Source organism: Nonomuraea sp. NPDC049649 (genome assembly GCF_040675175.1).
Taxonomy (GTDB): Bacteria; Actinomycetota; Actinomycetes; order Streptosporangiales; family Streptosporangiaceae; genus Nonomuraea.
Window position 1 is genome coordinate 94,048 of record NZ_JBFAOH010000014.1, and the last position, 22,096, is coordinate 116,143.

20 protein-coding genes are annotated in these 22,096 nt (G+C 70.9%); 13 read left to right on the forward strand and 7 right to left on the reverse strand.

Translation table 11 applies throughout. The features are described 5' to 3' along the window. Nucleotides 1-151: 151 nt before the first annotated feature. The gene (locus AB0J42_RS19910) at nucleotides 152-3,001 is read right to left on the reverse strand and encodes a sigma factor (protein ID WP_364296358.1); all 2,850 of its coding nucleotides are present in this window, start codon (nucleotides 2,999-3,001) and stop codon (nucleotides 152-154) included. 109 nt (nucleotides 3,002-3,110) lie between these two features. Between AB0J42_RS19910 and AB0J42_RS19915 the strand changes: the two genes are divergently transcribed. Beyond that, nucleotides 3,111-3,644: a phosphoribosyltransferase family protein gene (locus tag AB0J42_RS19915; RefSeq protein WP_364296360.1), complete on the forward strand. Its 534-nt coding sequence runs from the start codon at nucleotides 3,111-3,113 to the stop codon at nucleotides 3,642-3,644. Here the strand turns inward: AB0J42_RS19915 and AB0J42_RS19920 are convergent. After that, nucleotides 3,619-4,038 (reverse strand): hypothetical protein, encoded by a 420-nt coding sequence (locus AB0J42_RS19920; RefSeq protein WP_364296362.1) that lies wholly within the window; start codon nucleotides 4,036-4,038, stop codon nucleotides 3,619-3,621. The two genes, AB0J42_RS19915 and AB0J42_RS19920, sit on opposite strands and share 26 nt — an antisense overlap. A 142-nt stretch (nucleotides 4,039-4,180) precedes the next feature. Between AB0J42_RS19920 and fbaA the strand changes: the two genes are divergently transcribed. The 3 genes from fbaA (at nucleotide 4,181) to AB0J42_RS19935 (ending at nucleotide 7,030) form a co-directional block, all read left to right on the forward strand. Next, the gene (gene fbaA / locus AB0J42_RS19925; protein WP_364296364.1) at nucleotides 4,181-5,203 is read left to right on the forward strand and encodes a class II fructose-bisphosphate aldolase; all 1,023 of its coding nucleotides are present in this window, start codon (nucleotides 4,181-4,183) and stop codon (nucleotides 5,201-5,203) included. A gap of 22 nt (nucleotides 5,204-5,225) precedes the next feature. Further along, nucleotides 5,226-5,648, forward strand: coding sequence for a DUF3151 domain-containing protein (locus tag AB0J42_RS19930; RefSeq protein ID WP_364296366.1), 423 nt, complete (start codon nucleotides 5,226-5,228; stop codon nucleotides 5,646-5,648). Nucleotides 5,649-5,746: 98 nt separating this feature from the next. Further along, entirely contained in the window at nucleotides 5,747-7,030 is a 1,284-nt protein-coding gene (locus AB0J42_RS19935; protein ID WP_364296368.1) for an adenylosuccinate synthase, read from the forward strand. Here the strand turns inward: AB0J42_RS19935 and AB0J42_RS19940 are convergent. Beyond that, a complete protein-coding gene (locus AB0J42_RS19940) occupies nucleotides 7,027-7,671 on the reverse strand; it encodes a GNAT family N-acetyltransferase (protein ID WP_364296370.1) in 645 nt (214 codons plus the stop codon). The two genes, AB0J42_RS19935 and AB0J42_RS19940, sit on opposite strands and share 4 nt — an antisense overlap. A gap of 84 nt (nucleotides 7,672-7,755) precedes the next feature. Here AB0J42_RS19940 and AB0J42_RS19945 point away from each other — a divergent pair, with 84 nt between their 5' ends. Together AB0J42_RS19945 and AB0J42_RS19950 are read left to right on the forward strand one after the other, a co-directional pair. Further along, the gene (locus tag AB0J42_RS19945; protein ID WP_364296372.1) at nucleotides 7,756-8,172 is read left to right on the forward strand and encodes a GNAT family N-acetyltransferase; all 417 of its coding nucleotides are present in this window, start codon (nucleotides 7,756-7,758) and stop codon (nucleotides 8,170-8,172) included. A 76-nt stretch (nucleotides 8,173-8,248) separates the two neighbouring features. After that, nucleotides 8,249-9,154: a glycerophosphodiester phosphodiesterase family protein gene (locus AB0J42_RS19950; protein WP_364296374.1), complete on the forward strand. Its 906-nt coding sequence runs from the start codon at nucleotides 8,249-8,251 to the stop codon at nucleotides 9,152-9,154. On the opposite strand, the gene corA is transcribed toward AB0J42_RS19950, so the two are convergent. Further along, the gene (gene corA, locus AB0J42_RS19955; RefSeq protein WP_364296376.1) at nucleotides 9,151-10,173 is read right to left on the reverse strand and encodes a magnesium/cobalt transporter CorA; all 1,023 of its coding nucleotides are present in this window, start codon (nucleotides 10,171-10,173) and stop codon (nucleotides 9,151-9,153) included. The two genes, AB0J42_RS19950 and corA, sit on opposite strands and share 4 nt — an antisense overlap. Before the next feature lie 464 nt (nucleotides 10,174-10,637). Here corA and purD point away from each other — a divergent pair, with 464 nt between their 5' ends. The 6 genes from purD (at nucleotide 10,638) to hisC (ending at nucleotide 17,548) form a co-directional block, all read left to right on the forward strand. Beyond that, the gene (gene purD, locus AB0J42_RS19960) at nucleotides 10,638-11,852 is read left to right on the forward strand and encodes a phosphoribosylamine--glycine ligase (RefSeq protein ID WP_364296378.1); all 1,215 of its coding nucleotides are present in this window, start codon (nucleotides 10,638-10,640) and stop codon (nucleotides 11,850-11,852) included. Beyond that, nucleotides 11,849-12,685 carry a phosphoribosylaminoimidazolesuccinocarboxamide synthase gene (locus tag AB0J42_RS19965; protein WP_364296380.1) on the forward strand — a complete coding sequence of 279 codons (837 nt, stop codon included), beginning with the start codon at nucleotides 11,849-11,851 and terminating at the stop codon, nucleotides 12,683-12,685. Before purD ends, AB0J42_RS19965 begins: the two co-directional genes overlap by 4 nt. Nucleotides 12,686-12,759: 74 nt before the next feature. After that, nucleotides 12,760-14,025, forward strand: a complete 1,266-nt coding sequence (gene murA, locus AB0J42_RS19970) for a UDP-N-acetylglucosamine 1-carboxyvinyltransferase (RefSeq protein ID WP_364296382.1) — start codon at nucleotides 12,760-12,762, stop codon at nucleotides 14,023-14,025. 200 nt (nucleotides 14,026-14,225) lie between these two features. Next, the gene (locus AB0J42_RS19975; protein ID WP_364296384.1) at nucleotides 14,226-15,515 is read left to right on the forward strand and encodes a GTP cyclohydrolase IIa; all 1,290 of its coding nucleotides are present in this window, start codon (nucleotides 14,226-14,228) and stop codon (nucleotides 15,513-15,515) included. Nucleotides 15,516-15,776: 261 nt separating this feature from the next. Further along, nucleotides 15,777-16,442 (forward strand): NUDIX domain-containing protein, encoded by a 666-nt coding sequence (locus AB0J42_RS19980; RefSeq protein WP_364296386.1) that lies wholly within the window; start codon nucleotides 15,777-15,779, stop codon nucleotides 16,440-16,442. 44 nt (nucleotides 16,443-16,486) lie between these two features. Further along, nucleotides 16,487-17,548 carry a histidinol-phosphate transaminase gene (gene hisC / locus AB0J42_RS19985; protein WP_364296388.1) on the forward strand — a complete coding sequence of 354 codons (1,062 nt, stop codon included), beginning with the start codon at nucleotides 16,487-16,489 and terminating at the stop codon, nucleotides 17,546-17,548. On the opposite strand, the gene AB0J42_RS19990 is transcribed toward hisC, so the two are convergent. Further along, complete coding sequence (locus AB0J42_RS19990) at nucleotides 17,535-18,482, reverse strand: EamA family transporter (protein ID WP_364296390.1); 948 nt, start codon at nucleotides 18,480-18,482, stop codon at nucleotides 17,535-17,537. The genes hisC and AB0J42_RS19990 overlap by 14 nt on opposite strands. A gap of 135 nt (nucleotides 18,483-18,617) precedes the next feature. On the opposite strand from AB0J42_RS19990, the gene AB0J42_RS19995 reads away from it, so the two are divergent. Continuing rightward, a complete protein-coding gene (locus AB0J42_RS19995; RefSeq protein ID WP_364296392.1) occupies nucleotides 18,618-18,995 on the forward strand; it encodes a glyoxalase superfamily protein in 378 nt (125 codons plus the stop codon). Nucleotides 18,996-19,185: 190 nt separating this feature from the next. On the opposite strand, the gene AB0J42_RS20000 is transcribed toward AB0J42_RS19995, so the two are convergent. Both AB0J42_RS20000 and AB0J42_RS20005 read right to left on the reverse strand, forming a co-directional pair. After that, nucleotides 19,186-20,976, reverse strand: coding sequence for a DUF4434 domain-containing protein (locus AB0J42_RS20000; protein ID WP_364296394.1), 1,791 nt, complete (start codon nucleotides 20,974-20,976; stop codon nucleotides 19,186-19,188). A gap of 18 nt (nucleotides 20,977-20,994) precedes the next feature. Further along, nucleotides 20,995-22,083: a glycosyltransferase gene (locus AB0J42_RS20005; RefSeq protein ID WP_364296396.1), complete on the reverse strand. Its 1,089-nt coding sequence runs from the start codon at nucleotides 22,081-22,083 to the stop codon at nucleotides 20,995-20,997. Between the last annotated feature and the right edge of the window lie 13 nt (nucleotides 22,084-22,096).

Consider the following 22,096-nt stretch of genomic DNA (forward strand, 5'->3'; position numbering starts at 1 on the left):
TGGCTCTGCACCGTCAGAGCCGGACTCGGCGGCCCTGTCCCAGGGTAGTGAAAGAGGCTGATCGCGCGAGGGTTAATCCCGACGATTCGCCCCTCGACCGGCGTGAAGCCAGACCCGTTAGGCGAACCGTACCAGTTTGTCCCGTTCTCCGTCAGCGATGCGCGGGCACGCTCACAGCCACGGCCCCGAACATCACCACGTCCCTCTTCCCCGCGATCACCAGCCTGGGACGGGCGGAGAGAGTGTCGCTCAGCGTATCGACGTCCACACCGAACGTCATGGCGGAGGTGCCGTTCGCCGAGCCGTCGAAGACGTTGCCCGCGTCGCGGCCGCCGCCCTCGGGAGTGACCGGCCCGGCGCCCAGCGACACCCGGTCGCCGCCCAGGTGGGCGTCCCCCTCCCAGGTGACCAGTTCCACCCGGGCGGGCGCGCCGGCGGGCCGCAGCCCGCCGAGCGGCACCTTCAGCACCGGGCTGTCGCTGCCGACGATCCGGGCGTCGTCGAGGACGAGCGCGTTCCCGTACGGTGCGGCCGGGTCGGTGGCGACGACCACGAGGCTCCAGCCCGCGTGGCCCGGCCCGGTCATCGGCGGGTCGGCCGCCCACCACGCGCCGCTCTTCGCGGCGGTCGCGGCCAGGCCGGTGACGTCGGCGAAGGCCTGGTAGGCGGGGCCGTCGGGCATCTCCTGCCAGGCCACCTCACTGGGGCGGACGGTCACGTACCGGCCCCTGCCGGGCGGCTTCAGCTTGATCGGGCCGGCCTTGTCGGCGGTGGCCGACCAGTAGAGGCCCGCCCAGATGATCCGGCCGCCCTTGGGCAGGGTGAGGCGGGCGGCGCTGGAGACGTCGGTCCGCCGGGACCTGTCGTCGTCGAGCGGGCGCAGCGGCAGCCGGTCGCCGTCGTGCCGCGCGGCCTCCTCACACCCGCGCTCGTCCTCGCAGGTCAGCAGGCCGTTCCCGACGGCTCGCACGGTCACCTTCCCGTCGGCGGCGAACCTGGCAGGCGTCCCCGACTCCCGCACTCCCACTCGGGTCCGCGCGCTCAGCCGCAGGTCACCCGCCTCGACCCGCGCCTTCGGCCCCGCTCCGAACGGCGCGTCCCCGGCCACCCGCACCCGCAGGAACACCGACGTGGCCCGGCCCGGCGCCAGCGGCTCCCTGGCACACCGCGCCCCACCCCGCACCGGCTGACACCGCCACCCGTTCCCGGCCTCCCTCGCCCCAGAGCTTCCTGCCTTCCTCGGCTCTGGACTCCGGGCTTCCCTCGCCTGTGGGTTCCCTGCTTCTCTCGTCCCGGGACTCCCTGCCTTCCTCGTCGCCGGGTTCCCTGCTTCTCTCGTCTCAGGGCCGTGGGCGTCCCTCGCGGCGGCCCACTGCACCGCTCCTCCTTCTCCGGGTACGGCGGCGGCCCACTGCACCGCTCCCCCTTCTCCGGGTACGGCGCTTAGCGCGGAGCCTCCCTGCTGGGCAGGGGATTTCTCCGTGACTCTCTGGATGGTGCCGGGCTTGTGAGGGGTTGTCCGCGGTATTTCGGCGATGGGGTTCGTCCGCGGGGCGAGGGTGACGCCGGGGGGTAGCTCGATGGCGGCGTAGATGTCGTGGGTGGGCGACTTTCCGGTGTTGCGGAGGCGCATCACCACGATGCCCGGCTCGCCTCGTACCAGAGAGCCCATCACCGCGACGGAGGAGCGCAGGCGGGCCCGGTGCGCGCCGGGAACGGAGGCCTCGGCCCTGTCCCGCGCCCGGACCCGATTACGCTCACCGGCCGGGGATCCGCTGCCCTGCTCAGCGGATGCGGAACCCTGGCCGCCACCGGGGTGCCTGCCCTTGGAAGCGGAACCGGCACGTTCTTCCTCGGACGCAGAGGGCTCATCGTCGGGTGTGGAGCTTGGGGGTTTCCGGGGTTGGACGAGTGCGGGGGGATGGCCTGAGGGGGCGTCTGACTGGGGCCGGTCGCCGGGCTCGGGCTGGTCGGTGGTGTCCTGGGGGTCGACGGTGCCGCCGGATTTGGGCTCGCCGCTGGATGCGGCCGGGTTCGGGCTTTTCTCGCCGTACGGGCCTACGTGGTCGTACGGGTCGGAGGAGCGGGGGTGTGCGGCGACGGTGGGACGGACGGCGAGGTCGGGGCTGGACACCACGGCAAAGGCTGCCGCGACCGCCATCACCGTGCCCGCGCCGGTGGCCGCCACCAGCCGTTTCCTCCCCCACAGGCGGCCGAGCAGGCGCGCGGGGCCCTGGGCGGGGGCGGTGCGGGCGATGGCCTCCAGGTAGCCGGTGGCGGCGGCGCCCAGCACGAGGGGGCCGACGACGGTGCGCAGGCCGCGGGTGACGTCGGTGAGCTCGCGCAGGACGGTGTTGCAGTTGGGGCAGTCGCGCACGTGCTCGTCCACCGCGCGGGACTCGCGCCGGGTCAGGCCGCCCCGCACGTAGGCGCCCAGCTTGCCGAGCACCGTCTTGCACTCGGCCGGGGGCGCGCCCGTCAGGTAGGTCTGCAGGTAGGCCTGGCGCAGGCCCTCGCGAGCCCGGTAGGCCAGCGCGGCGACGCCGTTGGCCGAGAGCCCGAGGAGCGGCGCCACGTCGGCGGAGCGGGCGTTCTCCACCTCGGTGTGCCAGAGCACGGCGCGCCAGCGTTCCGGCAGCGACAGGTAGGCCTGCGCGATCAGCGAGCCTTCGAGCCGGGCCGAGACCGGGTCGGCGGGCGGGGCGGGGTCGGGTGGGGCGGGGGTCACGCGGGTGCGGTCGTGGACGGTGCGCCGGACCACGCCCAGCAGGTAGGTGCGGAAGGCCGACTCCGGGCCGCCGCCGCGCCCGACCTCGTCGAGGACGCGGGTGAACGCCTCGGCGACGACGTCCTCGATCTCCTCCTCATCCCGCACGAACTGGCCGGCCAGGGCACGGGCGGCGGCGGCGTGGCGCTCGCGGAGCAGCCGGTATGCGGTGGCATTACCCCCTCTGACGGCATGGAGGAGTTGTGCGTCGCTCTGCGGTGATTCCACACTCATCGTGACCTCGCAGTTACGAACGGTTGCCCGTGGAGTCATTCCGCACTACCGCCCGTGGCTAAACCGGGCGCCCCTCTTTGCCGTCGGCGGCGCGCTCTAAGCTGAAGCCATGAGTGACCGCGACAGCCTGCTGGCCGAGATCAAGAAGAAGGCCGTCGTGCACGGCCGGGTGGTGCTCTCCTCGGGCAAGGAGGCCGACTTCTACCTCGACCTGCGCCGCATCACGCTCGACGGGGTGGCGGCCCCGCTGGTGGGCAGCGTGCTGCTCGACCTGACGGCCGACCTCGACTACGACGCGGTGGGCGGGCTGACGCTCGGCGCCGACCCGGTGGCGGCGGCCATGCTGCACGTGGCGGCGGCGCGGGGCAGGCGGCTGGACGCGTTCGTGGTGCGCAAGGCGCAGAAGGTGCACGGGCTGCAGCGCCGGGTGGAGGGCCCCGACGTGAAGGGCCGCCGGGTGCTCGTGGTCGAGGACACCTCGACGACCGGTTCGTCCTCGCTGACGGCGGTCGAGGCGCTGCGCGAGGAGGGCGCCGAGGTGGTCGCGGTGGCCGCGGTCGTCGACCGGGGGGCCGCGGCCCGGATGGCGGAGGAGGGGCTCGACTACCGCACCGCGTTCACTCCCCAGGATCTGGGACTGTGAACGCCTCCCGCTCCCCCGTCTCGCCCTGCGGGCGCAGATGACCGTTCTCGGTGACGCGCACGGAGCCCGAGTCGGTGAGCACCACGTCGAGCTCGGGCTCGAAGTAGCTGACCTCCTCGCCCTTGGTCATCTCGCGGTGCTGCAGCACGTCTCCGCCGGGGACGCGTACGGTCACGAGCGGGCAGACGTCGGCCACGCACTCGATGTGCAGGGTCGGCACCGGAATGCTGGTGGCGGGCGTCGAGGATGGAGGCTCGGGTGCGGCCTCCCCGGTGTCCAGCGAGTCGAGCAGCGCCCGCCCGCCGATGAACAGCAGAACCAGCAGGGCACCCACCGCCAGCCCGGCGAGCGCCAGGCGGGCGAGGCCCATCGGATCAGACCTGTGGCGTCCCACCCGCTGAGACTATCCAATGGTAAGCCGCATTTCCCGATGGGTTTGAATGGTGGAGCGGTCCCAAGCCCGCGTCGCCCTACCGCCCCGGGGACGGGACCCGGGATACTTGATACCGAAGCCGTTACTTCTAGGGAGATGACTCATGCCCATCGCGACTCCTGAGGTCTACGCCGAGATGCTCGACCGGGCGAAGGCAGGCGGGTTCGCCTACCCGGCGATCAACGTGACCTCGTCTCAGACGCTGAACGCCGCGCTGCGCGGCTTCGCCGAAGCGGAGAGCGACGGCATCATCCAGGTCTCCACGGGTGGCGCCGAGTACCTTTCCGGCTCCACGGTCAAGGACATGGTGACCGGCGCGACGGCGCTCGCCGAGTACGCCCGGGTGGTCGCCGCCAAGTACCCGGTCACCGTGGCGCTCCACACCGACCACTGCCCCAAGGAGAAGCTCGACGGTTTCATGCGCCCGCTCATCGACATCTCGCTGGAGCGGGTGTCGAAGGGCCTCGACCCGCTGTTCCAGTCCCACATGTGGGACGGGTCGGCCGTGCCGCTCGAGGAGAACCTGGAGATCGCCAAGGAGCTCCTCGACAAGTGCCACCGCGCCAACATCATCATGGAGATGGAGATCGGCGTCGTCGGCGGTGAGGAAGACGGCATCGTCGGCGAGATGAACGAGAAGCTCTACACCACGACCGAGGACGCGCTGGCCACGGCCGAGGCCGTGGGCCTGGGCGAGCAGGGCCGCTACCTGCTGGCCGCCACGTTCGGCAACGTGCACGGCGTCTACAAGCCGGGCTTCGTCCAGCTCCGGCCGAGCGTGCTGAAGGAGATCCAGGAGGCGGTCGGCGCCAAGTACGGCAAGGAGAAGCCGTTCGACCTGGTCTTCCACGGCGGCTCCGGCTCGGCGCTGGAGGAGATCCACGAGGCGATCTCGTACGGGGTCGTCAAGATGAACATCGACACCGACACGCAGTACGCCTTCACCCGCCCGGTTGCCGACCACATGTTCCGCAACTACGACGGCGTGCTGAAGGTCGACGGCGACGTCGGCAAGAAGAAGACCTACGACCCGCGCTCGTGGGGCAAGGCGGCGGAGGCCGCGATGGCGGCCCGCGTCGTCGAGGCGTGCGAGCACCTGAAGAGCAGCGGGACGAAGCTCACGTAGCCACGGCGGCGGCCCGGCGGGTATGACTTGTCATATGGAAAACCTTCTCGCCGGGCCGCCCCCGACTCACCTGCCGGACACGCCCGAGGCCAGGGAGGCCCTCGAATCCGGCGCCAAGGCCGCCGACGTGGCCGCCCGTTTCCCCGCCTACCCTGCCGCCTGGGCCGCGCTCGCGGAGGATTCCTTCGCCCAGGGCCATGCTGTGACCTCCTACGCCTTCGCCCGTACGGGCTACCACCGCGGGCTCGACCATCTGCGCCGCAACGGCTGGAAGGGCCACGGGCCGATTCCCTGGGAGCATGAGCCGAACCGCGGGTTCCTGCGCTGCCTGTACGCGCTGAGCAGGGCCGCGCAGGCGATCGGGGAGAAGGACGAGGCCGACAGGTGCCTGCAGTTCCTCAAGGAGAGCTCTGAGGCGGGCTATGACGCGCTGACCAAGGGGTAGCCCTTTGGGTGATAAGCCCCACTCAGGTAGTCTCTCCACGCAAGAGCCCCTGTCGCGCTTGCGTCAGGGGTTTCGTTTTGTGTTCGGGAGATCTCACCATGCCGGCTGCCGTTCTCGTGGGTGCCCAGTGGGGCGATGAGGGCAAGGGCAAGGCCACCGACCTGCTCGGTGGCGACGTCGATTACGTCGTCCGTTATCAGGGTGGCAACAACGCTGGCCACACCGTGGTCATCGGCGATCAGAAATACGCGCTGCACCTGCTGCCGACGGGGATTCTCTCTCCGCACGTGGTGCCGGTGATCGGCAACGGTGTGGTCATCGATCCGGGCGTGCTGCTCGGGGAGATCGACGGGCTGGCCGAGCGGGGCATCTCCGCCGAGCGGCTGCTCATCTCGGCCAACGCGCACCTGATCATGCCGCATCACAAGGCGCTCGACAAGGTGACCGAGCGTTACCTCGGCAAGGCCAAGATCGGCACCACCGGGCGGGGCATCGGCCCCGCCTACGGCGACAAGATCTACCGGGTCGGCGTTCGGGTGCAGGACCTGCTCGACCCGAAGATCCTGGCCAAGAAGATCGAGATGGCGCTCAGCGAGAAGAACCAGGTGCTCACCAAGGTCTACAACCGGCGCGGCATCGACGCCGACGCGGTCGTGGAGGAGTACCTCGGGTACGCCGAGCGGCTCAAGCCGCACATCGCCGACACCTCGCTGGTGCTGAGCAAGGCGCTGGACGAGGGCAAGTTCGTGCTGCTGGAGGGCGGTCAGGGCACGCTGCTCGACATCGACCACGGCACCTACCCGTTCGTCACCTCGTCCTCGCCGACCTCGGGCGGCGCCTGCGCCGGCGCGGGCATCCCGCCGAACCGGCTCACCCGGGTGATCGGCATCCTGAAGGCCTACACCACCCGCGTCGGCTCCGGCCCGTTCCCGACGGAGCTGGAGGACGAGATGGGCGAGTGGCTGCGGCAGACGGGCGGCGAGTTCGGCGTCACGACCGGCCGGAACCGGCGCTGCGGCTGGTTCGACGCGGTGATCGCCCGTTACGCCACCCGGATCAACGGCGTCACCGACTTCTTCCTCACCAAGCTGGACGTGCTCTCCGGCCTGGAGCGGATCCCGGTCTGCGTGGCGTACGACGTCGACGGGGTGCGGCATGACGAGATCCCGATGACGCAGACGGAGTTCCACCACGCCAAGCCGATCTACGAGGAGCTGCCCGGCTGGCAGGAGGACATCACGGAGGCGAAGTCCTTCGAGGACCTGCCGCCGAACGCGCAGGCGTACGTGCGGGCGCTGGAGGAGATGAGCGGCGCACCCATCTCCGCCATCGGCGTGGGCCCGGGCCGCGACCAGACCCTGGTGATCCGTTCGCTGATCTAGGTGAGCACCGCCGCCGTCATCGGCGAGCGGAGCCGCCAGCCGAGGCTCTCGTAGAGCTTCCTGCCCTCCGGGGTGGCCACCAGGACACCCGTGGTGGCGCCCCGGGAGACGGCGGTGGCGGCGAGGGTCTTGATGACGATGCCGCCGAGGCCGCGGCGCCGGTGCGCCTCGGCGGTCTCGACGTGGTCCACCACGGCCGCCCGTCCTGCCGTGGCGAGCTGGCCGCGGGCGGCGATCTCGCCCGCGTCGGTGAGCAGGCGGGCGACGGTGACGCCGGACCGGGTGGTGACGGCGAGGTTGTAGCCGGGCGGCGCCGCGGCCTCCTCGCGGGTCAGGGTCGCGGTCATCAGGTATTCGGGCGGGTCGATGGCCCAGCCGGGCGGCAGCCAGGGGGCGATCAGCTCGGCCGGGGCGCAGAGCTTGAGCCAGGTGCCCGGCTCGGTGATCGCGGAGGTCAGCCGCCGGATGATCGCGGGTGTCGGGACGGGGACGATGTGGCGGGCGACGTGACCGGGCAGTCCCACGTCCACACGGAGCCCCCAGGGTTCGGTCACCGGCGGCGGGGTGCCGCGGGAGACCGTCCACCCGTCCACCCAGGCCCGCACGGTATCGACCTGAGTGGCTTCGAGAGCCTTCGTCATGGTTGCCAGCTTATTGCACCTTTGTTCGATTTTTTGCGCAAAAACCAGGTGCACGGTGCGACAACGCGCACTTACCCTCCTTCCATGGACATCAGGCGCGTCACTCGTTTCGAAGCCGTCGAGGCGGCCGGCCACCTCTTCGACGCGCCGCCCGTCCGGGAGGCCGCCGAGAGGTTCCTCGCGGACGAGGGCCACCACCTCCTCATCGCCTATGTGGACGGCGTGCCGGCGGGGATGGCGACCGGGGTGGAGATGACCCACCCGGACAAGGGCACCGAGATGTTCCTGTACGAGCTCGGCGTCGACGACCGGTTCCGCCGCCGGGGCATCGGCCGGGCGCTGGTCGCCGCGCTGGCCCGGCTGGCGCGCGAGCGGGGCTGTCACGGGCACTGGACCGCCACCGGCCAGGACGACGAACCGGCCCGGGCCACCTACGAGAGCGCCGGCGGGGCGCCCGAAACGGGCCAGGTCGTCTACACATGGGAGTTCGACCAGCCGTAGTTATCCCGCAATCGGTATAAAAAGGACACGGCGTGGCACTGCCTCAAGGCACCCCCTGACCGATAGGGTCCCGGGTGTGCGCGTTGAGATACATGGTCATCGGGGTGCGAGAGGCCTCTGGCCTGAGAACACGCTGCCGGGCATGAGCCGGACGATGGAGCTCGGGGTGCACGCGCTCGAGCTCGACGTCGCGCTCACCGCCGATCGCCGCATCGTGCTGACGCACGACCTCACGGTCTCCGCCGTCACGAGCGCCGACACGCGCCCGGTCACGCCTGACGACCCCGCTTTCCCGTACGTCGGAAAACCGATCAACTCGCTCACCCTCGCGCAGCTGCGCACGCTCGACGTCGGCGTGCGCTACCCGCGCCACCCGCAGGACCCGTTCGCGCTGACCCAGGTGGCGCTGCCCGACACCCGCATGCCCACGCTCGGGGCCGTGCTGGGCCTGGTGGGCGCCTACCAGGCCTCGGGCGTACGGCTGCACGTCGAGCTGAAGTCCGACCCGAAGCGGCCGGAGCTGTCGTCCCCGCCGGACGACTTCACGGCGCTGGTGCTGGAGGAGCTCGACCGGCACAACAGGCTCCACAACGCGGCGATCCTGAGCTTCGACTGGCGGATCATCAAGCGGGTGGCCGAGCTGGCGCCCGAGGTGCGGCGCTTCGCGCTGATCGAGCTCGACACGCTCGACTGGAACGGCCCGCTCGGCGACGACGTCCCCGCCGCCGCCCGTGCCGCCGGCGCGACCACGCTCTCGCCCGAGCACCTGATGGTCGACGAGCGGCTCATGGCCCAGGCCGCGGCGGCCGGGCTGGACGTCGCCGTCTGGACCGTCAACGACACCGCGCTCGCGGCCCGCATGCTCGACCTCGGCGTCTCCGGGGTCGTCACCGACTATCCCGACCGGATGCGCGAGCTGTGGCGGGAGCGCGGGCTGGAGCTGCCCGAGCCAGTCGGGCCGCTCAGGCCGGTCGGCGTCTAGAGCCAGCCGTTGCGGCGGAAGCCGCGGTGGAGCAGCACGCAGATCGTGACCATCACGCCCAGCACCGCCGGGTAGCCCCATGCCTCGCGGGTCTCCGGCATGAAGTCGAAGTTCATGCCGTAGATGCCGGCGATCATGGTCGGCACCGACAGGATGGCCACCCAGGACGAGATCTTGCGCATGTCCTCGTTGGCCAGCGTGTTCGAGCGGGCCAGCGCCGCCTGGAGGATCGAGCTGCACAGCTCGTTGGAGGACTCCACCTGCTCGCACACCCGCGACAGGTGGTCGCCGACGTCGCGGAAGTACTCCCGCATCTCCGACGGGATCACCCGCCGCTGCGGCAGCGCGGCCAGCGGCGCCTGCAGCGGGGTGACCGCCCGCTTCAGGTCGATCATCTCGCGCTTGAGCTGGTAGATCCGGTTGATGTCGCGGGAGCTGACGTCCGCGAACACCGCCGCCTCGACCTCCTCCAGCTCAAGCTGCATGAGGTCGGTGACCTGGAGGTAGCGGTCGACGACGTGGTCGGCGATGGCGTGCAGCACGCCCGCCGGGCCCCGGGCCAGCAGCTCGCGGCTGTCTTCGATGCGCTCGCGGATGTGGGAGAGCGGGCAGTGCGGGCCGTGGCGGACGGTGATCACGAAGTCGGGGCCCAGGAAGATCATGATCTCGCCGGTGGCGATGACCTCGCCGGCCGGCTGGTCGTCGAGGAACGCGAGCGTCTTCAGCACCATGAACAGCGAGTCGCCGTAGCGCTCCACCTTGGGGCGCTGGTGGGCCTTGACGGCGTCCTCTACGGCGAGCGGGTGCAGCCCGAAGACCTCGGCCAGCCACTCGACCTCCGGCGCCGCGGGCTCATGCAGACCCACCCAGACGAACGCCTTGGCGCCGTCGGTGAGGTCGTTGTGCCTGCGGACCAGGGCCAGTGATTCGTCGATGCCCGCGGGGCGCAGTTTCTCGCCGTCGATGTACGCGGCGTACTCCACCACCGAGTCGACGGGCGGCACGCGGCGCTCGGTCACCGGTGGCCGGTGCTGGCGGTGCTGATGCGGCTGCACGGGGTGGCGGTTGATGCGACGGAAAAGCGTGGACGAACGCATGGCAGTCCCTTTCCGCCCGACCTGGCACGCTCCACGCGTGATGCGGAAATCACCTCTTCAACAAACGCGACTGCGTGGAGGCACGATCAGGCTGCCGGATTGGAGTGGTCGGGGGTTCGCGTGTACGTGATCGAGCACGTACTACTGGGATCACCAGGATTCACCCGGACCACCTCCAATCACATGAGACGCCAATAAGCCGCCCTAATCTACCACGGTCGGGGGAACGATCCTGACTGTACTCGTCGTCCGGTCGCCGGGAACCACAGAAGAACCGGAACCCTTCCGGTTCTTCTGGAAGAGCCCTCTGCCCCGGGCGGCGCCTCCCAATCCCCCGGCACGGGGGTGCGGCCGGTCCAGGGGGCCGGGGCTGCGAGAATGGACGGGTGCGCGTACTCGTCATTGGTTCCGGAGGGCGCGAGCACGCCCTCTGCCGTTCGCTCAGACTGGATCCGCAGGTCACCGAGGTGCACTGCGCCCCGGGCAACCCCGGGATCGGCCAGGTCGCCGAGCTGCATGCCGTCGATCCGGTCGACCCGCAGGCCGTCGCCGGGCTGGCGAAGCGGCTGGCGGTCGACCTCGTCGTCGTGGGCCCGGAGGCGCCGCTGGTCGCCGGGGCGGCCGACGCGGTGCGGGAGGCGGGCATCGCCTGCTTCGGCCCGTCCAGGCAGGCGGCCATGATCGAGGGCTCCAAGGCCTTCGCCAAGGAGGTCATGCGCGCCGCCGGGGTGCCCACGGCCGAGGCGCGGGTCTGCGAGACCGCCGAGGAGATCGAGGCGGCATGCGCCGAGTTCGGCGCCCCGTACGTGGTCAAGGACGACGGGCTGGCCGCCGGCAAGGGGGTCGTGGTCACCGACGACCTGGAGACGGCGCGGCGTCACGCGCGGGCGTGCGGCCGGGTCGTGATCGAGGACTACCTCGACGGCCCCGAGGTGTCGCTCTTCGCGCTCTGCGACGGGAGCACGGCCGTGCCGTTCCAGCCCGCGCAGGACTTCAAGCGGGCCTACGACGGCGACGCGGGGCCCAACACGGGCGGGATGGGCGCCTACACGCCGCTGCCCTGGGTGCCCGAGGGCCTGGCCGACCAGGTGATGCGCGAGGTCGTGCATCCGACGATCGCGGAGCTGGGCCGGCGCGGGCTGCCCTACCAGGGCGTGCTCTACGTGGGGCTGGCGCTGACCGCGAAGGGGCCGAAGGTGGTGGAGTTCAACGCCCGGTTCGGCGACCCCGAGACGCAGGTGCTGCTCGACCGGCTGGAGACGCCGCTGGGCGGGCTGCTGATGGCGTGCGCGACCGGCGAGCTCGGGCTGGACCCGGTGTTCAAGCCGGGCGCGGCGGTGACGGTGGTCGTCGCGGCCGAGGGCTACCCGGCCGCCCCGGTCAAGGGCGACGTGATCACCGGGCTGGAGCCGGTGGACGGCGCCTACGTGCTGCACGCCGGCACCGCGGAGCGAGACGGCGAGCTGGTCTCGGCGGGCGGCCGGGTGCTGAACGTCGTCGGCACCGGCCCCGACCAGGAGACCGCCCGCCGCAACGCGTACGCGCTGGTGGAGCGGATCCGGATGCGCGGCTCCCACTACCGCACGGACATCGCCCGATGAGGCACCTCCACTCGGGCAAGGTCCGCGACCTGTACGAGACGGACGAGGGCCTGCTGCTGATGGTCGCCTCCGACCGGATCTCGGCCTTCGACTACGTCCTGGAGTCCGAGATCCCCGGCAAGGGCGCGATCCTGACCCAGCTGTCGCTCTGGTGGTTCGACCGGCTGCGCGACGTGGTGCCCAACCATGTCGTGGCGCCGGGGCCCGACGCGCGCAGCGTGCTGGTGAAGCCGCTGAAGATGGTGCAGATCGAGTGCGTGGCCCGGGGTTACCTGACCGGGGGCGGGCTGGCCGAATACCGCGCCACGGGCGCCGTGTCGGGCGTGCCGCTGCCGCCGGGGCTGGAGGACGGGTCGCGGCTGCCCGAGCCGATCTTCACGCCGTCCACGAAGGCGCCGGCGGGTCAGCACGACGAGCCGATCTCGTACGAGCGCGTCGTGGCGGAGGTCGGCGAGGAACTCGCGGCGGAGCTGCGCCGCGTCACGCTCGCCGTGTACGAGCGAGGGGCGGAGATCGCCCGCGAGCGCGGCATCATCGTCGCCGACACCAAGATCGAGCTGGGCTGGGACTCCGACGGCGTGCTGACGCTCGGCGACGAGGTGCTGACTCCTGACTCGTCGCGGTTCTGGCCGGCGGACCAGTGGGAGCCGGGCCGGCCACAGCAGTCCTTTGACAAGCAATTTGTACGAGATTGGCTAATTTCGCCGGAATCCGGATGGGACAAGGAGTCAGGAACTCCCCCACCGCGGCTCCCCGATTCCGTGGTCGAACGTACCCGCGATCGATACCGAGAGGCATACGAGCGCATCACCGGGGTTGCCTTTACCGGATGATTCGGCCGGGCACGGTGGTGTTAGCGGCTACTGTTGGCCGAGCCTCACGTTGAACTCTCAAGGAGCCGCCCCAAATGGTCCGTTACCGCGTGCGCGGTGGCAACCCCCTGCGTGGAACCGCCTTCATCCAGGGCGCCAAGAACGCCGTGCTGCCGATGATCGGCGCCGCGCTCCTCGCGGCCGAGGGCCGCACCGTCCTGCGCAACGTCCCGATCATCGAGGACGTACGCCGCGCCGTCGAGCTGGCCCAGGCCGTGGGGGCCTACGTCGAACTGCACGAGTCCGAGCGCACGCTGGTCATCGACGCCTCCCGGCTCACCAGCCCGGTGCTGCCCGCCGAGATCGCCCGCCGGTTCCGCGGCTCGGTGCTCTTCACCCCCGCCCTGCTCCACCGGCTGGGCGAGGCCATCGTGGAGGGGGTCGGCGGCTGCAACCTCGGCAGCCGCAACCTCGACTTCCACTACCTGGGCTACAAGCGCCTGGGCGCGGTGGTCGACGAGGGCGAGACCGTCATCCACGTCAAGGCGTCCGGGCTGACCGGCGCCACCCTCTACCTCGACACCCCCTCCCACACCGGCACCGAGAACCTGATCATGGCCGCCGCGCTGGCCAAGGGCACCACGGTCATCGAGAACGCGGCGCTGGAGCCCGAGGTCCTCGACGTCATCGACATGCTCACCAAGATGGGCGCGCGGATCAGCGGCGGCGGCACCGGGTTCATCACCGTGGAGGGCGTCGACGAGCTGCACGCCGTCGAGCACACCGTGATGCCCGACCGGCTCGACGCTGGCGTGTTCGCCATGGCCGCGGCCATCACGCAGGGCGAGGTCAGCCTCGTCGGCACCGGCCTCGACCTGGGCGTGGTCCGCTACAAGCTGGAGCAGATGGGCGTCGACTTCGCCCGCCAGGGCGCGGTGCTGCAGGTGCGCTGCGACCGGCCGCTGCGGCCGATCAACATCATCACCGACACGTACCCGGGCTTCGCCACCGACCTGCAGTCGCCGATGATGACGGTCGCCGCGCTGGCCGATGGCACCAGCTACATCCACGAGCGCATCTTCGACGGCCGCTTCGCGCTGGCCGGCGAGCTCAACAAGATGGGCGCCGACGTGGAGGTCGAGGGCAGCCGGGCGATCGTGCGCGGCCCGACGCCGCTGACCGGAACTCAGGTAACCGCTCACGATCTGCGTTCGGGTATAGCCCTGGTGCTCGCCGGGCTGGCCGCCAATGGCGAGACCGTCATCGACTCCGGATACCTCATCGACCGCGGACACGCACATCTCGCGCAGCGAATGCGGGCTCTCGGCGCGGACATTACACGAGAGATTTCAGGAGGTTGAAAACCCCTGGAAAAGCCGGGCTGAGCTGCTGAAACACGTTCTCTGGCGATCAACCAGAACGTGTTTCCGGAAAAGTCGGGCGTGACATTACGGCCCCCGCGAGCGATCGTTCCAAAAGAGAGCATCTAACGGATCGCAGGATGGGACGAACATTGGCCGAGAGGGCGGAAGAATCTTCCCGAGTGTCGCGCCCGGGCACTATGACACCGGATCTCACCATTGGCGTGGTCGGGCCGCATGATCTGGTCGAGCGGGTCATGCTCATGGGTCATGCGGCAGCACCGCTTCCGTGCCGCCTGGTGGCCGCCGCCTACCGCGACGAGCAGGAAGCGCCCGACAAGGTGACACGGCTCGGCCCCGGAGCCGACGCCTGCCTGTTCGCCAGCCCGGTCCCCTACGACCTGGCCCGGCGCTCCGGCGTGCTGACGATGCCCGCCACGTACGTCCAGGCCGGAGGGGCGGCGCTGATCGCGGCGCTGGCCAAGGCGGCGCTGGACTCGCGGATCGACCCGCAGCGGGTGAGCATCGACGTGGTCAGCCGGGCCGACGTCGAGGAGGCGTACACCGACCTGGGCATCCCCGCGGCGGAGGTGCACAGCCGCGACGAGCCCGGGGCGACCGGCACGATCGCCGCCTTCCACGAGCGGCTCCTCCGCCAGGGGTCCACGACCGGCGCGCTGACGTGCCTGCCCGCCGTCGCCGAACGCCTGCAGACGGCGGGCGTGCCGGTCATCAGGGTCAAGCCGACCTCGGCCGCCATCCGCACCGCCCTGCACACCGCGGCGCTGCTCGGCGCGCACCACCGGCTGGAGGAGTCGCAGCTCACGGTCGTGCTCGTGGAGGTGCCGACGCTGCGCGAGCCGGTCCGCCGGGCGGCGCCCCGCTACTGGCGCGAGGAGCTGCGGCTGTCGCTGCACCGGCTGCTCGTCCAGGAGGCGAACCGGATGAACGCCACCGTCTGGCCCATCGACGACCACAGCTACCTGGTGACCGCCACCCGCGGCTCGGTCGCGACGGCCACCGACGGGTTCCGGGTGCTCCCGTTCGCCGGCCGGATCCGCGACGAGCTGGGGCTGGCCGTCGAGGTGGGCGTGGGCATGGGGCGCACCACCCACGACGCCGAGTCGCACGCGCGGGCGGCGCTGGCGCGCACCCAGGCGGGCAAGCAGGCGCAGGGGTTCACCGTGGACCGGGAGGGGCGGGCGCTCATCCCGGCCCCGCGGATGCCGCCCACCGGCACCGCCGCGCTCAAGCCGAAGGGCGTGGAGGTGCTGTCGCGGCTGGCCGCCAAGCTGGAGGGCGGCGACACCGTGGTGGACGCCGAGAGCGCGGGGAAGATGCTGGGGGTGACGCCGCGTACGGCGCGGCGGCTGCTGCGCACGCTGGTTGACGAGGGACTCGCGTGGCCGCTGCCGCCGAACCGGACGCCGCAGCCCGGCCGGCCGCGCCAGCTCTACCGGCTGATCGTCGAGAAGCTGGGGCCCCGCTGAGCCCCCCGGACCGGCCCGCCGTCTCACCTTCCCCCTCCGATGGCGGCGGGCCTTCAGCGTCCGCCGTGTCACAGATGTATGGACGATGGGTTGACTTCCGGTTAATTCACGGTTGGGGCGCTCAGGAGACGGGTATGACTGTCGTCGCCCCCGATCGATGGCATTTCGGACGGGGGCGCCAACCCTTTCAGGGGTGTCCCTCTGTCGGCGCCCAGCACGGGCGTCGGCGCCGGGTGGCGTCCTAGCGTGTAACGTGCGGGCATGGTCCCGCGCATTCCGGTCAGCGTCGACCTGGTCGTGCTCACGGTCCGTAACCAGAACCTCTGTGCGCTGGTGTGGCGCCGCGACAACCCGCCGTTCCTGCGCCGCTGGTCCCTGTCCGGGGGCTTCATCCAGCTCGACGAGGACCTGCCCGCCGCCGCCCAGCGCATCCTGTCGGAGCGCGCCGGCCTCCCAGGCGCACCCGTGCACCTGGAGCAGCTCCAGACCTACGGCTACCCCGACCGCGACCCGCGCCAGCGGGTGCTCAGCGTCGCCTATCTCGGCATCGCCCCCGACCTGCCCGCCTCGGAGAAGGCGCACATGAGCTGGCAGCCCGTCGAATCGCTCTCCGTCATGGCCTTCGACCACCGCCGCATCATGCTCGACGGGGTCGAGCGGGCCCGGGCGAAACTGGAGTACACCTCGCTGGGGGCCGCGTTCTGCCCGCCGGAGTTCACGGTGGCCGACCTGCGGAGGGTGTACGAGATCGTCTGGGGAGGGCGGCTGGACCCGCGTAACTTCCACCGCAAGGTGACCAAGGCGGAGGGGTTCCTGGTCGAGACGGGCGCCACCACGACCCGCGACGGCGGCCGCCCGGCCAAGCTCTACCGCCGCGGCCCCGCCGAGCTGCTGCATCCGCCGATGCTCCGTTCGCTCAAGGAATGACCCAGGCTGGATGGCCAGGAGGGATGCTGCCCTATCGTTAGGACATGCCTCGTTTCCGCCCCATCCTCGACACGATGCCGGCCTACAAGCCGGGCAAGGCCGTGATGACGCCCGACGGCCGGTCCTACAAGCTGTCGTCCAACGAGTCGCCCTACGAGCCGCTGCCGTCGGTGCAGGAGGCGATCGCGGAGGGGGCGAGGCTGATCCATCGCTATCCCGACCCGGGCGCGGTCAAGCTGACCGAGGCGATCGCGGCGCGGTTCGGGGTGCCGGAGGACCACATCGCGCTCGGCGCGGGGTCCGTCACGGTGGCGCAGCAGCTGTTCGAGAGCGTCGGCGACCCGGGGGTGGAGGTGGTCTACGCCTGGCGGTCGTTCGAGGCGTACCCGCTCCTCGCTGACCTGGCGGGCGTGACGTCGGTACGGGTGCCGCTGGCCGACGAGAACCACGACCTGGACGCCATGGCCGAGGCGATCACCGACCGGACGCGCATGCTGTTCGTGTGCAACCCGAACAACCCGACCGGCACCGCCGTCCGCGAGCGTGAGCTGGCGGCCTTCCTCGACCGGGTGCCGGAGCACGTGCTGGTGGTGCTCGACGAGGCCTACCGGGAGTACGTCCGCGACGAGTCCGTGCCCGACGGCCTCGCCCTCTACCGCGACCGGCCGAACGTCTGCGTGCTGCGCACGTTCTCCAAGGCGTACGGGCTCGCGGGGCTGCGCGTCGGCTACCTGATCGGCCACGAGCCGGTCGCCGCCGCGGTGCGCAAGACGATGGTGCCGTTCGCGGTCAACCACCTCGCCCAGGTGGCCGCCATCGCGTCGCTGGCGGCCGAGGACGAGCTGCTGGAGCGGGTGGAGCGGGTCGTGAAGGAGCGCACCCGGGTCCGCGAGACGCTCATCTCCCAGGGCTGGGAGGTGCCGCCGACGGAGGCGAACTTCGTCTGGCTGCGGCTGGGCGAGCGCACGATGGACTTCGCCGCGGCCTGCGCCGTGGAAGGCGTGGCGGTCCGGCCGTTCGCGGGCGAGGGCGCCCGGGTCTCCATCGGCGACCCGGAGGCCAACGACGCCTTCCTGGCCGCGGCGGCGGCCTTCAGGTCGTCGTAGACACCGCCTCGGCCGGTTCCGGGGTCTTCACCGGGCGTCGCCGTTCGGTCGACACGACCAGGGCGACGCCCACCAGGATCACCAGGCCGCCCAGCAGTATCTGCGCCGTCGGCTGCTCGCTCAGGATGAGCACGCCGAGGATCACCGCCACCACCGGGTTCACGTACGCGTACGTCGACACCAGCGAGATCGGCGCGTTGCCCAGCAGCCACGTGTAGGCGGTGAAGCCCACCAGCGACCCGACCAGCACCAGATACGCCAGCGCGGCCCAGGAACGCCCCGAGACCACCGCCAGGTCGAGCCGCTCACCCGCCACGGTGCCGACGACGATCATGCCGAGGCCGCCCGCCACCATCTCGATCGTGCTGGCCGCGAAGGTGTTGGCCGGCATCGCGATCCGCCCCGACAGGAACGAGCCGACGGACCAGGACGCGGAGGCGAGCAGGATGACCACGATCCCGGTGGCGTCGCCGCCCGCCCCGCCGCCGCTGAGCGAGACCGCCGCCACGCCGCCGAAACCGACGAGCACCCCGGCCAGCGTGAGCACCCCCGGCCTGTCGCGTACCGCGATCCTGAACACCACCAGCCAGAGCGGCACCGACGCCACGAGCAGGGCGGCCAGGCCGCTGGAGATGTGCTGCTCGGCGACGGCCACCATGCCGTTGCCACCGGTCAGCAGCAGGAGCCCGATCAGCGCCGCGCCGCCGAACTGGCGGCGCGTCATCCGGAAGACCTCCCTGCCCTTCCTGAGCACCAGGAAGGAGCCGAGCAGCAGCGCGGCGGTGAGGAAGCGCATGGCTCCGCTGAGCATGGGCGGCATGGTCTCGATCATGATGGCGATGCCGAGGTAGGTGGAACCCCAGACCACGTAGACGATGCCCAGCGCCACCCAGACGAGGATCGAGGACCGCCGGTCAGGCGTGTCAGGTGTCATGACTCATGACAATAGACCCCGGCACCGACAGATCGTGCGCGGGTATCGGACGCTGAGACGCGAAGGGCCGCTCACGGACGCGGCCATGGCCGGGGCGTTCGGTGATTTTCGGTTCCGGCGGCGGTCCACCTTGGTATGAGCATCCAGTCGAGCGAGTTCGCCATCCAGCCGATCCTGTGCACCGCCGATATCGGACGGCTGCGCTCCTTCTACGTCGAGTTGTTCGGCGCCGAGGAGGAGATGCGGGTGCCGGGTGAGAAGGGGCCGTTCTTCCTCGAACTCCGGCTCGGCCGGGCCCGCCTCGGCCTGGTCGACCACCAGGCGGGCGCCGAGGCGAAGCCGGGGCGGGTCACCGTGGCCGTGTTCGTGGACAGCGTCGACGACCTGGTGCCGCAGGTGGCGCCGGCGGGCGGGAAGGTGCTCGGCCCGGCCCGGGACATGCCGTGGGGCCACCGAGTCGCCCACATCACGGACCCTGACGGCAACATGCTCAACCTCACCCAGCGGCTCTGAGTGAGCCTCCCACGCGCACCCGATCCCACCGCACGTGGTGGTCGTCAAAGCGAGGACCTTTGATGACGACGCACCGCCCAGACCATCCCACCGAACGCCGTAGTCAAGAAACTCCCGGACGGACACCCGCCCACACCGGGGGTCCGGGGGCCCGAGCCCGACTCGCGCGGAGCGCGTGAAGGCGAGGACCTTAGGTGTCTATGCGTACGTGCAGGGGTTCGTGGGTGGACTGACCGGTGGGGAGTTTGACGTGGATGCGGATCCACTCGCCGGCCGGAACCTGGCTCCAGTCGAAGGGGACCCAGGCCGTCTGCATGTGCTGGGGCAGTTCCTCCAGCGGGTCCTCGTCCAGCCAGCCGACTTCGGAGACGACCAGGTCCACGGCGCCGCCCGACCAGGAGACGGTGACGGTGCCGTCCTTGAGGTTGTAGCCGCGGACCTCGAGCCCGTCCTGGGGGGCGCGGGCTCGGCGGATGGCGTCGACGGCGATGGGCCGCTGCCAGTCGCGCAGGATCTCCGACTCCACGGACGGCGAGCCGCAGGTCATGAAGTCGCTCCACATGTAGGAGACGATCTTCTGGACGTACCGGCCCGCCATGGTGACGGCCTGGTCGAGGCGTTTCTTGTCGGTCTTGCCCCGGGTGCCCTGGCGTGCGCAGGGTTCGTCGCCCGACGGTTCGAAGGCTTCGACGTTGGCCCAGAGTTGTACGTCGTGCCCGGCCTGGATCATCTCGTCGCGGGCCACCGCCATCGCCCGGTAGTAGTCGCGGGTGGAGCCGTGGTAGGCGGTCTTGTACGTGGTCTCGCCGACGACGGGGCGCAGCCGCTCGTCGACTTCGTCGCCGCGTTCGTCGGGCCAGTAGAGGCCGACCTTGCCGGTGCCGCGGCTGTCCTGGGGGGCGATGATGCCGACCCCGGTCCGGGCGAGCGCCTTGAAGCCCTCGGCGACCTGTTCAGGGGTCTGGCCGAAGGCGACGCGTTTGCGGCCGTCGAGGTAGGGGCTGATCAGGATGGGTTTGCCGGGGAGTTCCTGGGCGACGATGCGGTGCTGGTCGGCGTAGACCTCCAGGGTGGGGTTGGCGGCCAGGGTGTCGGACATCTGCACTTCGAAGGGCTGGTAGACGCCGCCGAGCGATTCCCGGCCGGCGAAGCGACGGCCGTAGTCCTGGAGGATGCGGCGGGTGACGGTGGTGAGGGTGCCGATGTGCTTGCGGTTGGCCCGGATGGGGCTGGCGGGGTCGCGCGGCGCCAGCGGCAGCGCGGGGAAGACCCGTACGCCGAACTGGTCGCCGAGGTCGAGCAGCTTGGTCAGGCTGTCGTCGGCCCCGCCGGCGATGAGGATGAGGTCGTACGAGGTGCCCTTGGTGAAGTCGCAGGTCGGGTCGTCGGAGCCGTCCGGCGGGGCGATGAGGCGGAAGTAGGTCCTCTTCTTGCCGCCGTCGACGGCCCGTTCCATGGGTGTGCATCGGAAGATGCCGTCGCCGAACGACTCGTCGGTGCGGTACACGTACACGCGCCCGATGCGGTTGTCCGGGTGTGCTTCCTTGAGGTCGCGTTCGGCGGCTTTGTAGCAGCTGAGGCCGTCTTCGACGCAGCCCTTGTAGAGCGGGTCCACGGCGCCGTCGCGGGTCTTGACGCGGCCGCGGCGGTCGACGGTGCGGAACTGCAGGCCGTACCCGATCCTGATGACGGTGTCGCCGCCGACGTTGTGGATCTCCTGGAGCTGGTGGCGCCAGGTGCAGGGGTTGGACGTGGGGGTGATCCAGTAGCCGGAGACGGCGTAGGGCGCCTTCTCGCGGGTCTCGAACGTTCCACAGGGGTCGGTGAACTCGTCCACCTTGGGCTTGAGCGCGGAGCGGGACGGCGCGGGGTCGGCCTGCGGGATGGGGGCGGGTTCCTCATGACCCGCGGGCAGCACGATGACCACGGCCGCGACAGCGGCGAGGATGGCCGCGCCCAGAAGGACGAAAAGCCAGCGCACGTTGAGAGACCTGCCGCTCTATCGTTTCACCCCGGCCCAGGCCTCCAGCTGGGCGACGAATCGCTTGGCGGAGTTGGGCCAGTGGTGGTTGGCGCGGGCGGCGGCGTAGCCGCGGGCGCCCTGGGCGCGCCGTTCGCGCGCGTCGTCCCGGAGCGTCAGCACCGCCTGGGCCACCGCCTTGGGGTCCTCCCACGGCACCACGACGCCGCTCTCGTAGCGCTCGACCAGTTCGACGGCGCGGGGCGACGGGGTGGTGACGACGGGGATGCCGTGCGCCATGTATTCGATGATCTTGGTGGGCATGGAGTGGCGGTAGTTCGGCTCGTCGCGCAGCAGCGACAGGCCGGCCAGCGCGCCGTCGAGCCGTTTGAGCGCCTCGTCGTTCGGCATGAAGTCGCGCCATTCCAGCAGGCCCTCGGTGACGGCCTTGTTGAGCACCGGGCGGCTCTGCGGGTCGGCGTAGCCGATCAGTTCGACGGAGACCCGGTACGGCTGGAGCAGCCGGGCCACCTCGATGGCTTCGTGCACGCCGCGCGCCCTGGACAGCCAGCCCAGGTAGACGATCCGGTCGTCGCCGGGCGGCGTGACCGAGTCGGGCACCCACGTCTCGTTCGGCACGATGAGGTGGGCGTGCTTGAACCGGCCCGCGTACGCGGTCTCGGCCAGCAGCAGGTGCATGTTGCTCTCTGCGGTGGCCTCCAGCATGCGGGCGAGGAAGCGTACGGGCGGGCGCAGGATGGACGGCAGCCACGGCTTCAGGGAGAGCGTGGCCGGGGTGTCCTCGTGGACGTCCCACACGACCGGCGGGCGGTTGCGCACGCCCCAGACGGCGAACAGCAGTTCGGGATCGTGTATGAGGACGAGGTCGACCTTGCCCCGCATCCGCTTGAACAGCCGGCGCGCGGCCCAGACCGCGGAGATCCGCTTGCGCTGCACCGCCCGGGGCAGGTCCACGCCGGTCACCCAGGGCCGGGGGACGACGCCGTGCGCGGTGTAGGAGGCGGCGTACGTGACTTCATGACCGGCATCCACGAGGGCGCGGATCTGCCGGTGCAGAATCCTCGCGTCCTCGGGGTTATGCACCACCGTCATGACGAGCACGTGCACGCGCGTTGCCTCC

Coding starts and splice junctions, on each gene's coding strand:
- AB0J42_RS19910 (WP_364296358.1), bottom strand. CDS start 3,001: ATGAGTGTGGAATCACCGCAGAGCGACGCACAACTCCTCCATGCCGTC.
- AB0J42_RS19915 (WP_364296360.1), top strand. CDS start 3,111: ATGAGTGACCGCGACAGCCTGCTGGCCGAGATCAAGAAGAAGGCCGTC.
- fbaA (WP_364296364.1), top strand. CDS start 4,181: ATGCCCATCGCGACTCCTGAGGTCTACGCCGAGATGCTCGACCGGGCG.
- AB0J42_RS19930 (WP_364296366.1), top strand. CDS start 5,226: ATGACTTGTCATATGGAAAACCTTCTCGCCGGGCCGCCCCCGACTCAC.
- AB0J42_RS19935 (WP_364296368.1), top strand. CDS start 5,747: ATGCCGGCTGCCGTTCTCGTGGGTGCCCAGTGGGGCGATGAGGGCAAG.
- AB0J42_RS19940 (WP_364296370.1), bottom strand. CDS start 7,671: ATGACGAAGGCTCTCGAAGCCACTCAGGTCGATACCGTGCGGGCCTGG.
- AB0J42_RS19945 (WP_364296372.1), top strand. CDS start 7,756: ATGGACATCAGGCGCGTCACTCGTTTCGAAGCCGTCGAGGCGGCCGGC.
- AB0J42_RS19965 (WP_364296380.1), top strand. CDS start 11,849: ATGAGGCACCTCCACTCGGGCAAGGTCCGCGACCTGTACGAGACGGAC.
- murA (WP_364296382.1), top strand. CDS start 12,760: ATGGTCCGTTACCGCGTGCGCGGTGGCAACCCCCTGCGTGGAACCGCC.
- AB0J42_RS19975 (WP_364296384.1), top strand. CDS start 14,226: ATGACACCGGATCTCACCATTGGCGTGGTCGGGCCGCATGATCTGGTC.
- AB0J42_RS19980 (WP_364296386.1), top strand. CDS start 15,777: ATGGTCCCGCGCATTCCGGTCAGCGTCGACCTGGTCGTGCTCACGGTC.
- hisC (WP_364296388.1), top strand. CDS start 16,487: ATGCCTCGTTTCCGCCCCATCCTCGACACGATGCCGGCCTACAAGCCG.
- AB0J42_RS19990 (WP_364296390.1), bottom strand. CDS start 18,482: ATGACACCTGACACGCCTGACCGGCGGTCCTCGATCCTCGTCTGGGTG.
- AB0J42_RS19995 (WP_364296392.1), top strand. CDS start 18,618: ATGAGCATCCAGTCGAGCGAGTTCGCCATCCAGCCGATCCTGTGCACC.